20 protein-coding genes are annotated in these 14,625 nt (G+C 35.7%); 3 read left to right on the forward strand and 17 right to left on the reverse strand.

From position 1 onward, the window contains the following. Positions 1-3: 3 nt before the first annotated feature. The 17 genes from rplE to rpsL are packed head-to-tail and all read right to left on the reverse strand — an operon-like array spanning position 4 to position 9,303. Positions 4-555 carry a 50S ribosomal protein L5 gene (rplE, locus tag C6368_RS06140; RefSeq protein WP_107038314.1) on the reverse strand — a complete coding sequence of 184 codons (552 nt, stop codon included), beginning with the start codon at positions 553-555 and terminating at the stop codon, positions 4-6. After that, positions 555-872: a 50S ribosomal protein L24 gene (rplX, locus tag C6368_RS06145; RefSeq protein WP_107038315.1), complete on the reverse strand. Its 318-nt coding sequence runs from the start codon at positions 870-872 to the stop codon at positions 555-557. Before rplX ends, rplE begins: the two co-directional genes overlap by 1 nt. Positions 873-884: 12 nt before the next feature. Then, positions 885-1,253, reverse strand: a complete 369-nt coding sequence (gene rplN / locus C6368_RS06150) for a 50S ribosomal protein L14 (protein WP_107038316.1) — start codon at positions 1,251-1,253, stop codon at positions 885-887. A gap of 10 nt (positions 1,254-1,263) precedes the next feature. Next, positions 1,264-1,521, reverse strand: a complete 258-nt coding sequence (gene rpsQ, locus C6368_RS06155) for a 30S ribosomal protein S17 (RefSeq protein ID WP_107038317.1) — start codon at positions 1,519-1,521, stop codon at positions 1,264-1,266. 26 nt (positions 1,522-1,547) lie between these two features. After that, positions 1,548-1,742 carry a 50S ribosomal protein L29 gene (gene rpmC / locus C6368_RS06160; protein ID WP_107038318.1) on the reverse strand — a complete coding sequence of 65 codons (195 nt, stop codon included), beginning with the start codon at positions 1,740-1,742 and terminating at the stop codon, positions 1,548-1,550. 8 nt (positions 1,743-1,750) lie between these two features. Further along, complete coding sequence (gene rplP / locus C6368_RS06165; protein WP_107038319.1) at positions 1,751-2,179, reverse strand: 50S ribosomal protein L16; 429 nt, start codon at positions 2,177-2,179, stop codon at positions 1,751-1,753. A gap of 26 nt (positions 2,180-2,205) precedes the next feature. Beyond that, positions 2,206-2,916: a 30S ribosomal protein S3 gene (rpsC, locus tag C6368_RS06170; protein ID WP_107038320.1), complete on the reverse strand. Its 711-nt coding sequence runs from the start codon at positions 2,914-2,916 to the stop codon at positions 2,206-2,208. Positions 2,917-2,919: 3 nt separating this feature from the next. After that, entirely contained in the window at positions 2,920-3,318 is a 399-nt protein-coding gene (gene rplV, locus C6368_RS06175) for a 50S ribosomal protein L22 (RefSeq protein ID WP_107038321.1), read from the reverse strand. 15 nt (positions 3,319-3,333) lie between these two features. Beyond that, positions 3,334-3,612, reverse strand: a complete 279-nt coding sequence (gene rpsS / locus C6368_RS06180; RefSeq protein ID WP_107038322.1) for a 30S ribosomal protein S19 — start codon at positions 3,610-3,612, stop codon at positions 3,334-3,336. A 3-nt stretch (positions 3,613-3,615) separates the two neighbouring features. Next, entirely contained in the window at positions 3,616-4,440 is an 825-nt protein-coding gene (gene rplB, locus C6368_RS06185) for a 50S ribosomal protein L2 (RefSeq protein ID WP_107038323.1), read from the reverse strand. Positions 4,441-4,453: 13 nt separating this feature from the next. After that, positions 4,454-4,750 carry a 50S ribosomal protein L23 gene (gene rplW, locus C6368_RS06190; protein ID WP_107038324.1) on the reverse strand — a complete coding sequence of 99 codons (297 nt, stop codon included), beginning with the start codon at positions 4,748-4,750 and terminating at the stop codon, positions 4,454-4,456. 6 nt (positions 4,751-4,756) lie between these two features. Beyond that, on the reverse strand, positions 4,757-5,383 hold the full coding sequence (gene rplD / locus C6368_RS06195; RefSeq protein ID WP_107038325.1) for a 50S ribosomal protein L4: 627 nt from the start codon (positions 5,381-5,383) through the stop codon (positions 4,757-4,759). Then, on the reverse strand, positions 5,383-5,997 hold the full coding sequence (rplC, locus tag C6368_RS06200) for a 50S ribosomal protein L3 (protein WP_107038326.1): 615 nt from the start codon (positions 5,995-5,997) through the stop codon (positions 5,383-5,385). The genes rplD and rplC overlap by 1 nt, the downstream gene beginning before the upstream one ends. Positions 5,998-6,013: 16 nt before the next feature. Then, positions 6,014-6,319, reverse strand: coding sequence for a 30S ribosomal protein S10 (gene rpsJ / locus C6368_RS06205; protein WP_107038327.1), 306 nt, complete (start codon positions 6,317-6,319; stop codon positions 6,014-6,016). 10 nt (positions 6,320-6,329) lie between these two features. Then, positions 6,330-8,438 carry an elongation factor G gene (gene fusA, locus C6368_RS06210; RefSeq protein ID WP_107038328.1) on the reverse strand — a complete coding sequence of 703 codons (2,109 nt, stop codon included), beginning with the start codon at positions 8,436-8,438 and terminating at the stop codon, positions 6,330-6,332. Positions 8,439-8,447: 9 nt separating this feature from the next. After that, positions 8,448-8,918 (reverse strand): 30S ribosomal protein S7, encoded by a 471-nt coding sequence (rpsG, locus tag C6368_RS06215; protein ID WP_107038329.1) that lies wholly within the window; start codon positions 8,916-8,918, stop codon positions 8,448-8,450. Positions 8,919-8,928: 10 nt separating this feature from the next. Next, a complete protein-coding gene (gene rpsL / locus C6368_RS06220; RefSeq protein WP_107038330.1) occupies positions 8,929-9,303 on the reverse strand; it encodes a 30S ribosomal protein S12 in 375 nt (124 codons plus the stop codon). 544 nt (positions 9,304-9,847) lie between these two features. Between rpsL and C6368_RS06225 the strand changes: the two genes are divergently transcribed. The 3 genes from C6368_RS06225 (at position 9,848) to C6368_RS06235 (ending at position 14,621) form a co-directional block, all read left to right on the forward strand. Further along, entirely contained in the window at positions 9,848-12,139 is a 2,292-nt protein-coding gene (locus tag C6368_RS06225; protein ID WP_107038331.1) for an ATP-dependent helicase, read from the forward strand. A gap of 81 nt (positions 12,140-12,220) precedes the next feature. Further along, positions 12,221-13,690: an ArnT family glycosyltransferase gene (locus C6368_RS06230; protein ID WP_159038469.1), complete on the forward strand. Its 1,470-nt coding sequence runs from the start codon at positions 12,221-12,223 to the stop codon at positions 13,688-13,690. Then, positions 13,674-14,621, forward strand: a complete 948-nt coding sequence (locus tag C6368_RS06235; RefSeq protein ID WP_107038333.1) for a glycosyltransferase family 2 protein — start codon at positions 13,674-13,676, stop codon at positions 14,619-14,621. The genes C6368_RS06230 and C6368_RS06235 overlap by 17 nt, the downstream gene beginning before the upstream one ends. The last annotated feature ends 4 nt before the right edge of the window (positions 14,622-14,625 follow it).

The raw sequence follows: 14,625 nt of genomic DNA on the forward strand, positions 1-14,625 counted from the left end.
ATACTATTTTTTTGTAAATGGAAATTTAAATGCATCTAACAATGCTTTCGCTTCTTCATCAGATTCTGCTGAAGTTACAAAAGTAATATCCATTCCTAAAATTTTATTTACTTTATCAATATCGATTTCCGGGAAAATAATATGTTCTTTAACCCCCATATTAAAATTACCACGTCCATCAAAACCTCTTGCTGGAACTCCTTTGAAGTCACGAGTACGAGGTAGAGCAACTGAAATCAGTCTGTCTAAAAATTCGTACATGTTATCTCCACGTAGAGTAACTTTAGTTCCAATCGGCATTCCTTTTCTTAATTTAAAGTTAGAAACGTCTTTCTTTGAAACTGTTGCTATAGGTTTTTGTCCTGTTATTGCAGTAATGTCTTCAAGTGCTCCATCAATGATTTTCTTATCAGCTACTGCTTCTCCAATACCTTGAGATAAAATAATTTTCTCAATTTTAGGAACACGCATAACAGATTTGAAACCAAATTGTTTTTGCAAGGCAGGAATAACTTCCTCCGAATACTGCTTTCTAAGTCTTGGTGTATAACTCATTACTTAATTTCTTCTCCTGATTTCTTAGCGAATCGAACTAGCTTTCCATCCTTGTTTTTCTTACGTCCAACTTTTGTTGGTTCGTTGTTAAATACAAGCATGAGGTTGGAAATGTGAAGACCCGCTTCTTTCTCTACAATACCACCTTGAGGGTTCGCTGCATCTGGTTTAGTGTGACGTTTTACAACGTTAACACCTTCCACAAGCACGCGCTCTTTTTTTCTGTCTATAGAAAGGACTTTTCCGTCCTGACCACGATGTTCACCGCTAATTACCTTAACAGTGTCACCAACTTTAATGTGTAATTTCTTTTGCATGACTTTTTAGTTTTAAAGCACCTCTGGTGCTAATGAAACAATTTTCATGTAATTCTTATCACGTAACTCTCTAGCTACTGGTCCGAAAATACGAGTTCCTCTCATTTCATTTGCTTGGTTTAATATAACCACAGCATTATCATCGAAGCGAATATAAGATCCATCTGGACGACGAATTTCTTTCTTCACTCTTACTACCACAGCCTTGGCTACTTGTCCTTTTTTGACAGCACCAGAGGGCATTGCGCTCTTGACAGAAACCACTATTTTATCTCCAATAGAAGCGTAACGACGTTTTGTACCTCCGAGAACTCGGATACACAATACCTCTTTCGCGCCACTATTGTCGGCTACTGCAAGTCTTGATTCTTGTTGTATCATTTCTTAATGATTATTTGGCTCTTTCTAAAATTTCTACTAATCTCCAATTCTTTGTCTTAGACAAAGGTCGGCACTCACGAATTGTTACTGTATCACCTATGTTACAGTCATTTTTTTCATCGTGGGCTACAAATTTAGTAGATTTTTTGATAAACTTACCATATTTAAGGTGTTTTACTTTTCGCTCAACTGTAATTACGATGGATTTATCCATCAAATCACTAGTTACGACACCCGTTCTTTCTTTTCTTAAATGTTGATTTTCCATATCAAGGCATTTTCTAAATTACAAGCTTAAGCTTGATTGTTTCTTTTAGTCAACTCCGTATTTAATCTTGCGATAGTCTTTCTCAACATCTTAATTTGCATTGGATTTTCTAACGGTGACACTTTATGTGTCAAAGTTATTTTAGCAATCTTTTCAGATGTTGTGTCAAGACGATCTTTAAGATCGTTTAGCGACAATTGAGTGATTTCTTCTTGTTTCATTTGTTTTATTATTTTCCTGGAACTACATAATCGTTACGTGTAACGAATTTACATTTTACCGGAAGCTTTTGAGCTGCTAAACGAAGCGCTTCTTTAGCTGTTTCGTAAGACACTCCGTCTGCTTCAAATAAAATTCGTCCTGGTTTAACAACAGCAACCCAGTGACTTGGTGCACCTTTCCCTTTACCCATACGAACCTCTGCAGGCTTCGATGTAACAGGCTTGTCTGGGAAGATACGTATCCAAACTTTTCCCTCTCTCTTCATGTATCTCGTAACGGCTATACGTGAAGCTTCGATTTGTCTGGATGTAATCCATGCTGGCTCCAAGGTTTTTAGTCCAAAAGAACCAAAAGCAACAGTACTTCCTCTATGAGCAAGTCCAGTGTTTCGGCCTTTCATGGCTTTTCTAAATTTGGTTTTCTTTGGTGATAACATCTTTCAGTACTTTTTAAGAATTCAACTTATTTTTTCTTTCTCTTATTAGGAGCGCCGCGGCGACCACCTTTCTTTTGAGACTCAAGTCCAATGTTAGGTGAAAGATCGCGTTTACCAAAAATCTCACCTTTACAGATCCATACCTTAATTCCGATACGACCGTAAGTTGTGTGAGCTTCTGCTAAAGCATAATCAATGTCTGCTCTAAACGTATGCAATGGAGTTCTACCATCTTTATACATTTCATCACGTGCCATTTCAGCTCCGTTCAAACGACCAGAAATCTTAACTTTGATTCCTTCTGCACCCATTCTCATAGTAGATGCGACTGACATTTTAATAGCTCTACGGAAAGAGATACGAGCTTCAATTTGACGAGCAATGTTATCCGCAACTAAATGAGCATCCAACTCTGGACGTTTGATCTCAAATATGTTGATTTGGATTTCTTTGTTTGTCAATTTTTTTAACTCCTCTTTAAGCTTATCTACCTCTTGTCCACCTTTACCAATAATCACTCCTGGACGTGAAGTATTGATAGTAACAGTAACCAACTTTAAAGTTCTTTCGATGATAATTTTAGAGATACTAGCACGTGATAAACGAGCATTTAAGTATTTTCTGATTTTATCGTCCTCAACAATTTTATCCGCATAGTCAGATCCACCGTACCAGTTAGAATCCCAACCGTGGATGTAACCTAATCTATTCCCTATTGGATTAGTTTTTTGTCCCATATCCTAATTTTTAACTCCGTCCACAACTAAACGTACGTGGTTAGATCGTTTTCTAATTCTGTTAGCTCTTCCTTGAGCCCTTGGTTGAATTCTCTTCAACATTCCGGCTTGTGACACTTCAATAGTTTTCACAACTAACTCTTCATCTTCCAAACTTTTGTCTTCATTTTTAGCTTCCCAGTTAGCTATTGCTGAACGCAATAACGTTGAAAGGCTTTTTGAAGCATCTTTTGGATTATGTTGTAATATATTTAACGCCTTATTTACTTCTACTCCACGAATAAGATCAGCAACTAATCTCATTTTTCTTGGAGCGATTGGAGAGTTCTTAAGCGATGCAAACGCAATCGACTTATTTGCTTCCTTTCTTTCTTCGGCTTTTAATCTTTTTCTAGCACCCATGATATGAAGTTTTAGTTATCTTCTTTTATCTTTCTTATTACCGCCATGTCCTCTGAAGTTACGCGTTGGCGCAAATTCTCCAAATTTATGTCCTACCATATTTTCAGTACAAAAAACTGGAATAAATTTATTCCCATTGTGTACTGCTATTGTGAATCCAACAAAATCAGGAGTAATTGTAGAGGCACGAGACCAAGTTTTAATTACACTTTTAGATTTTGAGGATTGTGCTGTTTCCACTTTTTGCACTAACTTATAGTGCACAAATGGTGGTTTCTTTAATGACCTACTCATATCCTATTTCTTTCTTTTCTCGATGATAAACTTATCTGAATATTTCTTAGCAGAACGCGTTTTGAATCCTTTTGCAGGAATACCATTACGTGATCTTGGGTGTCCACCTGAGTGACGACCTTCACCACCACCCATTGGGTGATCGACAGGATTCATCACTACCCCTCTAACACGAGGACGACGGCCTAACCATCTTGAACGCCCAGCTTTACCAGAAACAGATAAACTGTGATCATGGTTAGATACTGAACCAATAGTTGCTAAACAAGTAGTTAAGATCATACGAACTTCACTTGATGGCATTTTTAAAATACCAAACTTCCCTTCTCTAGCGATAAGTTGAGCAGATGTTCCTGCACCACGTGCAATAACACCACCTTTTCCAGGTGTCATCTCAACATTGTGAACTGTTGTTCCTAAAGGAATGTCACCAATATACATGGCATTACCCCTTACTGGAGTAGCATTCTTTCCAGACAACACAGTGTCACCAACTTGTAAACCCTCAGGAGCGATAATATAACGCTTCTCACCATCTTTGTAAAAAAGTAACGCAATATTTGCTGTACGATTTGGATCGTACTCAATACTTTTCACAGTCGCAGGAATATCCGCTTTATCTCTTTTGAAGTCGATAATACGGTATTTTTGCTTGTGACCACCACCGATATAACGCATTGTCATACGACCAGAATTGTTACGTCCACCAGACTTCTTTCTAGAAGCTAATAGAGACTTTTCTGGACGAGATGTTGTTATCTCAGAATAATCACTGATGAGTTTGTGTCTCTGCCCTGGAGTTGTAGGCTTGAATTTTTTAAGACTCATTTCTTTTAATTAATTAAACATTAGTAAACAGATCAATCGTCTCTCCTTCTGCAACAGTTACAATAGCTTTTTTGAATTTACTACTGCGTTGCTCAACGATACCTTTGTTAGTAAATTTAACAGAGGGTTTTCCACCGCCATAATTCATCGTGCGAACAGCTTCAACTGTTACGCCATACATGTTCTCGACGGCCTTTTTAATTTCAATCTTATTAGCTTTATGATCTACTACGAAAGTGAAACGATTGTTCATTTCACTATCCATAGTTGCTTTCTCGGTAATAAGAGGCTTTTTTATAATTGTGTACATCACCAATTAGTTTAAAATCTTTTCAATTACATCAACTGCATCTTTTGCAATTACAATTTTTCTTGCATTCAACACATCGTAAGTGTTAAGTGAGTCAGCAGAAACAACCTTAGTATTACTTAGGTTTTTCGCCGATTTGTATGCGTTATCGCTATCAGCTCCAACTACAAACAAAACTTTCTCATTTTCCAATTTCAACGCTGTCAAAACTGATAAAAACTCTTTTGTTTTTGGTGTGTCAAACTTAAGTCCATCAAGGATAAGAATTCCTTCCCCTTTTGCTTTAAGAGACAATGCAGATCTTCTTGCTACTCTTTTCAACTTTGTATTAAGTTTGAAACGGTAGTTTCTTGGACGTGGTCCAAAAGCACGACCTCCACCTCTAAAGATTGGACTTTTAATAGAACCAGCACGTGCTGTACCTGTTCCTTTTTGCTTTTTAATTTTTCTAGTACTTCCAGAAATGTCAGCTCTTTCTTTAGACTTGTGCGTTCCTTGACGTTGGTTAGCCAAGTATTGCTTTACATCTAAGTAAATTGCGTGATCATTTGGTTCAATTCCGTAAATTGAATCAGATAGTGTTACCTTATCTGAAGTAGCTTTACCTTTTGTATCTAATACTTTTGCTTCCATTACTTCTCAATTATTACTGTTGAACCTTTAGCTCCTGGTATAGAACCTTTAACTACTAAAATGTTTTTGTCAGCCAAAACCTTAATTACTTGTAGGTTTTCGATAGTAACTCTTACGTTACCCATCTGACCGGCCATTTTCTTACCTTTAAATACTCGTCCCGGTGTAGAAGCCATTCCGACAGAACCTGGAGCTCTTCTCATGCTTTTTTGACCGTGAGACGTTTCAGACCCTCCAAAACCGTGTCTTCTAACAACACCTTGGAAACCTTTACCTTTTGATGTTCCAGAAACACTAACTAGGTCTCCTTCTGCAAAAAATTCAGCATTTAAAACATCACCTGCTTTAAAGTCTTGCTCGTAACCATCGAACTCAACTAAATCGCTTTTAGGCGTAGTATTTGCTTTTTTAAAGTGACCTTTCAAGGCATTAGGAGTGTTTTTTTCTTTACGCTCTCCAAAACCAAGTTGAATGGCATCATAACCATCTCTATCACTTGTTTTCACTTGTGTTACTACACAAGGACCAGCTTCTATCACTGTGCATGGTGTTGCCTTACCCTCGACACTGTAGACACTAGTCATTCCGACTTTTCTTCCAATAATTCCTGGCATTCTTTCTTTATTATAATTAAACTTTAATTTCTACGTCAACACCACTTGGTAACTCTAAACGCATTAAAGCATCAACAGTTTTTGAAGACGAACTATAAATATCTAACAATCTCTTGTAAGAACATAATTCGAACTGCTCACGCGCTTTTTTGTTAACGTGTGGTGATTTCAATACAGTATAAATTCTTTTGTGCGTAGGAAGTGGAATTGGTCCACTTACTACTGCTCCAGTTGTTTTTACTGTTTTTACGATTTTCTCAGCTGACTTGTCAACCAAGTTGTAATCGTAAGACTTTAATTTTATTCTAATTTTTTGACTCATTACTTATAGATTAAGCTGTAACATTTCCTTTAATTTTCGCGATCACATTGTCTGCAATGTTTCTTGGACAAATATCATAGTGAGCGAACTCCATAGTTGAAGTTGCACGTCCTGATGATACAGTTCTCAAAGTGGTTACATAACCAAACATTTCAGAAAGAGGAACGAATGCTTTGATAACTTTCGCACCATGACGGTCGTCCATTCCTTGCATTTGTCCACGTCTTCTATTTAAATCCGCTACTATATCCCCCATATTTTCTTCTGGAGTAACAACCTCTAATTTCATGATTGGCTCAAGAAGTTGTGGGTTTGTTTTAGGAACTGCATGACGATAAGCCATTTTTGCTGCTACCTCAAACGATAGAGAATCTGAATCGACAGCGTGGAAAGATCCATCAATCAACTCAACTTTAAGAGAATCCATTGGGTATCCAGCTAGAACACCATTTTTCATAGCAGTTTCAAAACCTTTTTGAACTGAAGGGATATATTCACGAGGAACGTTACCACCTTTAATGCTATTAATGAATTCTAAACCTAATTTTTCTTTGTCATCTTGTGGGCTAATTTTCACAACTATATCTGCGAATTTACCACGTCCACCTGATTGTTTCTTGTAAGTTTCTCTGTGATCAACCGGTGTAGAAATCTGCTCTTTATAAGATACTTGAGGTTCACCTTCATTCACCTCTACTTTAAATTCACGTTTCAAACGGTCAATAAGTACTTCAAGGTGCAACTCTCCCATTCCTGAGATAATTGTTTGTCCAGAATCTTCGTTAGAAGTAATTTGGAATGTTGGATCCTCTTCAGATAACTTATTAAGTCCTACAGATAATTTTTCAACATCTGCCTTAGTTTTAGGCTCGATAGCGATACCAATTACTGGGTCTGGGAAATCCATTGATTCTAATACAATAGGATGTTTCTCATCACACAAAGTATCACCAGTACGAATATCTTTAAATCCTACAGCTGCTCCAATATCACCACAATCAAGCATATCTATTGCATTTTGCTTGTTTGCATGCATTTGGAATAAACGAGAAATACGTTCTTTTTTATTAGTACGTGTATTGTAAACGTAAGAACCAGCTGGAATTTGTCCAGAATACGTTCTAACGAAACATAAACGACCAACGAAAGGATCCGTAGCAATTTTAAATGCTAAAGCAGACATAGGCTCATCAGTAGATGGTCTTCTTTTTTCCGTTTCTCCTGAATCAGGATTAGTTCCTTCAATAGCTTCAACATCTAAAGGAGAAGGTAAGAATGCCATTACCGCATCTAAAAGTGTTTGAACACCTTTGTTTTTGAAGGCAGAACCACACATAATTGGTGTGATAGCCATAGAAACAGTAGATTTTCTAATTGCTGCAATCATCTCATCTTCTGTAATTGAATCAGAATCTTCAAAGAATTTCTCCATTAAAGCATCATCAGACTCAGCTACAGTTTCGATAAGGTAGTTTCTGTATTCAGCAACTTGTTCTTTCATATCCTCAGGCATTTCTACCTCAGTCCATGTCATCCCTAAATCTTCCTCATTCCAAACAAAAGCTTTGTTTACAATTAGGTCAACAACACCCTTAAAGTCATCCTCAGAACCGATTGGCAACTGAAGTGGAACTGGTGTACCTCCTAATCTTTCTTTAATTTGGTTTACAGTTCCTAAAAAATCTGCACCAGCACGGTCCATTTTATTTACGAAACCGATTCTTGGAACACCATATTTATTAGCTTGTCTCCAAACAGTCTCAGACTGTGGTTCAACACCTGAAGAAGCACAAAACAATGCTACAGCACCATCCAAAACACGTAATGAACGCTCTACCTCAACAGTAAAGTCAACGTGACCAGGAGTATCAATAATATTGATTTTGTATTCCTTATCTAAATATGTCCAAGATGCAGTAGTAGCAGCAGAAGTAATTGTAATACCTCTTTCTTGCTCTTGCTCCATCCAATCCATAACGGCAGCACCATCATGAACCTCACCAATTTTATGGCTAATTCCTGTATAATAAAGAATACGCTCCGTAGTTGTGGTTTTCCCAGCATCTACGTGCGCCATAATTCCGATGTTTCTCGTATATTTTAAATCTCTTTTTGCCATAACTTATCTTTAGAATCTGAAGTGTGAAAATGCTTTATTAGCTTCCGCCATTCTTAAAGTATCTTCTTTTTTCTTGTATGCACCACCTTCTTCTTTAGAAGCAGCAATAAACTCGTTAGCTAAACGCTGAGCCATTGTTTTTTCGTTACGCTTACGAGAAAAAGTAATCATCCACTTCATAGCTAATGATTGTTTTCTTCCTTCACGTACAGGAGTAGGTATTTGGAAAGTCGCCCCACCAACACGTCTACTTCTTACTTCTACACTAGGAGTAATGTTTTCGATTGCTTTTTTAAACACATCCAAACCTTTTTGGTCTTCCAATTTACTTTCAACGATGTCAATTGCATCATAAAAGATTTTGAAAGAAGTGTTTTTCTTACCGTCAAGCATTAAGTTATTCACAAACTTTGTTACTTGAACGTCGTTAAACTTTGGATCCGGAAGGATCTCAATTTTTTTGGCCTTTTTTCTTCTCATGACTTACGTTTTATTTTTTAGGTCTTTTAGTACCATACTTAGAACGACGTTGTGTTCTTCCTTCAACACCCGCGGTATCTTCTGCACCACGAACGATATGATATCGAACACCCGGAAGATCTTTTACTCTTCCTCCTCGAACCAATACCATCGAGTGCTCTTGAAGGTTGTGACCTTCTCCACCGATGTAAGCATTGACTTCCTTACCATTTGTTAAACGTACTCTGGCTACTTTTCTCATAGCTGAGTTAGGCTTCTTAGGTGTAGTGGTGTACACACGCACACATACTCCTTTACGCTGCGGACAAGAATCAAGTGCTGCTGACTTGCTCTTCTTCACCGGCGCTGTTCTTCCCTTGCGCACTAACTGTTGTATAGTTGGCATATTTTTACATTAAATTTTTACAATAAATAATTCCTCAAAACTGCTTTGAGGGTTGCAAAAATAAAAATATAATTTTAGAATACAATAGATTATCAAGAAAACTTCCTGATTTTTAACAAAGAAGTGTTGATTAAATTTCTTTGCCTTGTCTTAGATGACATTTTTTTCTGTTTTTAGGAATACAGAAAATTCGAGTTAGAATTTTTATTCCGAGAAAGGAATTATCTATCACTTTACTCTTCGAAAGCAAATATAATTAATATTTGGATTATTTATAAAAAGAAGTAGAAAAATTTAAAAAAACTACGAGGTAAATACTCAATGGAGCTTTACAACAAAAAAAATCACTAAGATTAATACTCCAAAAAGATTGTGAAAAATCTTGATTCACTTTTCACCTAGCCAACCAACACCCTACCAATAAACTTCAAATCAATAGTTATATGCTTTTTATGCATCTAATCAATACTAACTATATGACTGGGATGTGTAAAAAGAATTTTAAAACCTTACAACATCAAAGGTTATTTTTATCTTTGTTTTTATGGATTATTTAGAAGGATTAAACGAAAGTCAACGCCAAGCTGTTGAACATATTGATGGACCAATGATGGTTATTGCAGGAGCGGGATCTGGTAAAACCAGAGTACTCACCTATCGCATCGCACATCTTTTGAGAAATGGTGTTGATTCCTTTAGTATTCTTGCGCTTACCTTTACAAACAAGGCAGCCAAGGAAATGAAAGAGCGAATCAATTCAATAGTTGGTGGAAATGAATCCATGAATATAACAATGGGTACCTTTCACTCTGTATTTGCAAAACTGTTAAGATATAATGCTGATAAATTAGGTTATCCATCTAATTTCACAATTTATGATACCCAAGATTCTAGAAGTTTAATTAAAGCAATAGTCAAAGAATTTGGCTTAGACGATAAAGTTTATAAGCCGAATGCAGTTCAAGGAAGAATTTCTAGCGCAAAGAACAATTTAATTTCTCCTGCAGCTTATGAAGCCAATGTGGAAATTGTTTCTGAAGATCGAATGTCAAGAAAACCAGAAATTTTTAGAATTTATAAGGAATATGCCAAAAGGTGTTTTCAAGCAGGTGCAATGGATTTTGATGATTTACTCTATCAAACCAATGTATTGCTCAGAGATTTTCCAGAAGTTTTACACTTCTACCAACAAAAATTCAAATACGTACTGGTTGATGAGTACCAAGATACCAATTACTCTCAATATTTAATTGTAAAAAAATTAGCAGCAGTTTACGAAAACATTTGTGTTGTTGGAGATGATGCTCAAAGTATTTATTCTTTCCGTGGAGCTAACATTGAGAACATTCTGAATTTCAAAAAAGATTATCCAGATTTCAACATGTTTAAGCTGGAGCAAAATTATAGAAGTACTAGTAACATCGTTAATGCTGCAAACTCCATCATCAAAAGAAATAAAGATCAAATTCAAAAAGATGTTTGGACTTCTAACACTGAAGGTGGAAAAATTAATATCATTCGTTGTTTAACAGATAACGAAGAAGGTCGAGTAATTACAAATAAGATTTTCGATATTAAACAAAGTGAAGGTGCCGACTATAAAGATTTTGCTATTTTATATAGAACAAATGCGCAATCGAGATCTTTTGAGGAGTCTTTAAGAAAATTGAATTTACCGTATAAAATATATGGTGGACTTTCATTCTATCAAAGAAAGGAAATTAAGGATTTGATAGCTTATTTCAGGTTATCTGCAAATCCTAAAGATGAAGAAGCACTAAAACGTGTAATCAATTACCCGAAAAGAGGAATTGGGAAAACCTCAATGGATGGAGTAGTTTTGGCTGCTCGACAATATGATGTTTCAATTTGGGATGTGATTTCTGATTTTAATAGATATCCAGTTTCAATCAGTTCAGGAGCTAAAAATAAAATGGCTCAATTTGCCTTGAAAATTCAAAGTTATGCAGCACAAATGGAAACTGCGCCGGCATACGAATTAGCCAACAATGTTGCGCAATCATCTGGAATTCTCAAAGATTTATATGACGATAAATCTCCAGAGGGAGTAACACGCTATGAAAATATTCAGGAGTTATTGGCCGGAATAAAAGAATTCTCTGTTCAACAAGAAGAAAAAGATGAGAAAGGAACTTTAAGTGACTTTTTAATTGATGTTGCGCTTTTAACAGATGCCGACAAGGATAAAGAAGAGGACAAAAACACGATTACTTTGATGACAATTCACGCATCCAAAGGTCTGGAATTTCCTCATGTTTATATTGTAGGACTAGAAGAGAATTTATTTCCTTCACAATTATCGTTGACTTCTAGGACGGAATTGGAAGAAGAACGTCGCTTATTTTATGTAGCCGTGACTAGAGCAGAAAAAACATGTACGTTATCATATGTTGTGAGTAGATATCGCTGGGGGCAATTGGTAACCGCCGAACCTAGTCGATTTATCGATGAAGTAGATAATAAATTTGTGATTCATGAAAACGAAACACGAGGTCGTACAGGGGGAAGATCCTTAAGTGGTTACCAAAGACCATCTGAAGAGAGAACCAAAGGTTTTGGTCAGATGGGAACGGGAAATCGTAACCTTAGACCTGTGAAAGAAACAACTTCTGGATCAAGTTCAGCTAAAAGCACTGGTGGAGGAACAACAGAAAATTTAAAAGTTGGATTCAATGTTGAACATGCTCGTTTCGGAAAAGGAAAAGTAACTGCATTGGCTGGAGCAGGTTCAGATCAAAAAGCAACTGTTTTCTTCCCAAGAGTAGGACAGAAGACTTTGATTTTGAAGTTTGCGAAGTTGACGGTGGTAGATTAGAGAATACCAAGACCACGAGCTAGGCTTCGACAAACTCAGCCACCACTCTCGGTAACTTGAATAAAACAAATGATTATTAAAATGAACGCTATTTACTTAAGACACTTGAAATATATTGTTTTAGCAGTGCTGATATTTTTTCCGCTATTTGGACATTTGGGAAGTTTACCTATTCGCATTTGGGATGAAGGAAGAAATGCTATCAATGCATTAGAAATGTTGAAAAATGGAAATTTTATCGTAACTCATTACGATGGAACTCCAGATATGTGGAATACAAAACCTCCCCTACTGATTTGGTTGCAAGTGATTTCAATGAAACTTTTTGGAATTAACGAAACTGCCATTAGACTACCTTCCGCTTTTGCCGGACTTTTCACTTGCATTGGTTTATTGGTTTTCTCTTTGAAATACTTAAAGAGTTTTTGGTTTGGCTTTATTACTGTATTTGTATTAATCACAACTTTTGGATATATTGATTTTCATGCGACACGGACTGGAGATTATGATGCTTTACTCACACTTTTCACAACTTTGAGTGGCTTACTTTTCTATTCCTTTTGCGAGACTAAAAACGACAAACAGCTTTACCTGTTTTTTCTGTTTACCGCTTTAGCCGTATTAACCAAAAGTATAACGGGTATGTTGTTCCTACCAGCACTACTAATTTATAGTTTAGCTAAAAAACAATTTCTGCCATTGCTCAAGAACAAGCATTTTTATTTTGGATTAATCTCATTTTTGATTCTGGTGGTTGGATACTATTCCCTTCGTGAAGCCGATAATCCAGGTTTTATTGCTGCTGTTCAAGGGAATGAATTAGGAGGAAGATTTTTAGAAGTAATAGAAGATCATGAACACGGTTTTTGGTTTTATTTGGATAATTTTATTAATAAACATTTATCCTATTGGCATCTTCTCATACCATGTGGAGTTATCTTTGGATTCTTAGTTAAAGACAAAAAAATAAATCGCTTAACGCTTTTTTCAACTTTAATGGTTGTTACTTTCTTCCTAATAATATCCACTGCACAAACAAAAATAGAATGGTATTCAGTTCCCATGTATCCCTTCTCCGCCATTTTAATCGCAGTATTTATTTATTATATATTTAACGTTCTAAAAAACACTACAGTTTTTAATGAAACACTTTGGTACAATATCACCCCATTTATTTTTTTATTCTTATTAGGTGTAACACCATATCAACAAGTTTTTGAGAAGACGTACTTACCAAAAGAACATCGGTTTGAGGTTGAGTTTTATGAATTGGGTCATTATTTACAAGATGCGGCAAGAGGCAGAATTGATATAAATAACACATTTGTTCTTTATGATGGATATAACGCTCACAACCTATTTTATATCAAAATTCTAAACGATAAAGGAATCAAAACTGAATTTAAAGATTGGAAAAATCTCGATTCAGGAGACAAGGTAATTGCCCAACAAAAACATTTAAAAGAATACCTTATCAAACATTATAAATATGAAATCATTTTTCAAAAGGGTAATGTGGTAACTTATAAAATTTATGGAAACAAAGAATAATAAAGCAATTGATATTTCGGTAATCGTTCCTATTTATAATGAACAAGAAATTATAACGGAATTGTATGATCGTATTCAAAAGACAGTTTCTCAAATCTCCGAGAACTACGAACTGATTTTTGTGAATGATGGAAGTAAAGATCATTCCTTACTCGAATTATTGAAATTGACAGAAATAGACAATCGTGTTTTCTACATTAATTTCAGTAGAAACTTTGGTCACCAAATAGCTGTAACGGCAGGAATTGACAAATGCTCCGGTGAAGTAGTGGTAATTATCGATGGAGATTTACAAGATCCTCCAGAATTAATAATGGAATTATATGATAAGCATAAAGAAGGGTTCGAAATAGTTTACGCCCGAAGAAGAGAAAGAAAAGGAGAAAGTTTTTTCAAGAAAACTACAGCAAAAATGTTTTATCGAACACTAAGGAAAATAACTTCAATTGACATTCCTTTGGACACTGGCGATTTTAGATTAATCGATAAGCAGGTAGTTCATTACCTGAAACAAATGCCAGAACAGAATAAATTCTTGAGAGGACAAATAGCTTGGCTAGGATTTAGACAATCAGAAGTGCTTTTTGATAGAGATGAAAGAAGATTTGGTAAAACGGGTTATTCTTTAGGAAAAATGGTCAAATTTGCGATGGATGGAATTACTAGTTTTTCAGATAAACCATTGCAATTAGTTACGAAAATTGGTTTTTCAATTTCTTTCCTATCGTTTATTATCATTTTATATGCAATCTATTCTCACTACATTTTAAATCAGACAATCACAGGGTGGACTTCTTTAATTATCAGTTCAATGTTTATCGGTGGTGTTCAATTAATCTCAATTGGAATAATTGGAGAATACATTAGTAGAATCAATAAGAACGTGATGAATCGTCCTTTGTATATTATTGAGAAAAGTAATTTTAAATAATTAC

This window comes from Brumimicrobium mesophilum (genome assembly GCF_003025005.1).
GTDB classification, from domain to species: Bacteria; Bacteroidota; Bacteroidia; order Flavobacteriales_D; family Crocinitomicaceae; genus Brumimicrobium; species Brumimicrobium mesophilum.

Coding starts and splice junctions, on each gene's coding strand:
- rplE (WP_107038314.1), bottom strand. CDS start 555: ATGAGTTATACACCAAGACTTAGAAAGCAGTATTCGGAGGAAGTTATT.
- rplX (WP_107038315.1), bottom strand. CDS start 872: ATGCAAAAGAAATTACACATTAAAGTTGGTGACACTGTTAAGGTAATT.
- rplN (WP_107038316.1), bottom strand. CDS start 1,253: ATGATACAACAAGAATCAAGACTTGCAGTAGCCGACAATAGTGGCGCG.
- rpsQ (WP_107038317.1), bottom strand. CDS start 1,521: ATGGAAAATCAACATTTAAGAAAAGAAAGAACGGGTGTCGTAACTAGT.
- rpmC (WP_107038318.1), bottom strand. CDS start 1,742: ATGAAACAAGAAGAAATCACTCAATTGTCGCTAAACGATCTTAAAGAT.
- rplP (WP_107038319.1), bottom strand. CDS start 2,179: ATGTTATCACCAAAGAAAACCAAATTTAGAAAAGCCATGAAAGGCCGA.
- rpsC (WP_107038320.1), bottom strand. CDS start 2,916: ATGGGACAAAAAACTAATCCAATAGGGAATAGATTAGGTTACATCCAC.
- rplV (WP_107038321.1), bottom strand. CDS start 3,318: ATGGGTGCTAGAAAAAGATTAAAAGCCGAAGAAAGAAAGGAAGCAAAT.
- rpsS (WP_107038322.1), bottom strand. CDS start 3,612: ATGAGTAGGTCATTAAAGAAACCACCATTTGTGCACTATAAGTTAGTG.
- rplB (WP_107038323.1), bottom strand. CDS start 4,440: ATGAGTCTTAAAAAATTCAAGCCTACAACTCCAGGGCAGAGACACAAA.
- rplW (WP_107038324.1), bottom strand. CDS start 4,750: ATGTACACAATTATAAAAAAGCCTCTTATTACCGAGAAAGCAACTATG.
- rplD (WP_107038325.1), bottom strand. CDS start 5,383: ATGGAAGCAAAAGTATTAGATACAAAAGGTAAAGCTACTTCAGATAAG.
- rplC (WP_107038326.1), bottom strand. CDS start 5,997: ATGCCAGGAATTATTGGAAGAAAAGTCGGAATGACTAGTGTCTACAGT.
- rpsJ (WP_107038327.1), bottom strand. CDS start 6,319: ATGAGTCAAAAAATTAGAATAAAATTAAAGTCTTACGATTACAACTTG.
- fusA (WP_107038328.1), bottom strand. CDS start 8,438: ATGGCAAAAAGAGATTTAAAATATACGAGAAACATCGGAATTATGGCG.
- rpsG (WP_107038329.1), bottom strand. CDS start 8,918: ATGAGAAGAAAAAAGGCCAAAAAAATTGAGATCCTTCCGGATCCAAAG.
- rpsL (WP_107038330.1), bottom strand. CDS start 9,303: ATGCCAACTATACAACAGTTAGTGCGCAAGGGAAGAACAGCGCCGGTG.
- C6368_RS06225 (WP_107038331.1), top strand. CDS start 9,848: ATGGATTATTTAGAAGGATTAAACGAAAGTCAACGCCAAGCTGTTGAA.
- C6368_RS06230 (WP_159038469.1), top strand. CDS start 12,221: ATGAACGCTATTTACTTAAGACACTTGAAATATATTGTTTTAGCAGTG.
- C6368_RS06235 (WP_107038333.1), top strand. CDS start 13,674: ATGGAAACAAAGAATAATAAAGCAATTGATATTTCGGTAATCGTTCCT.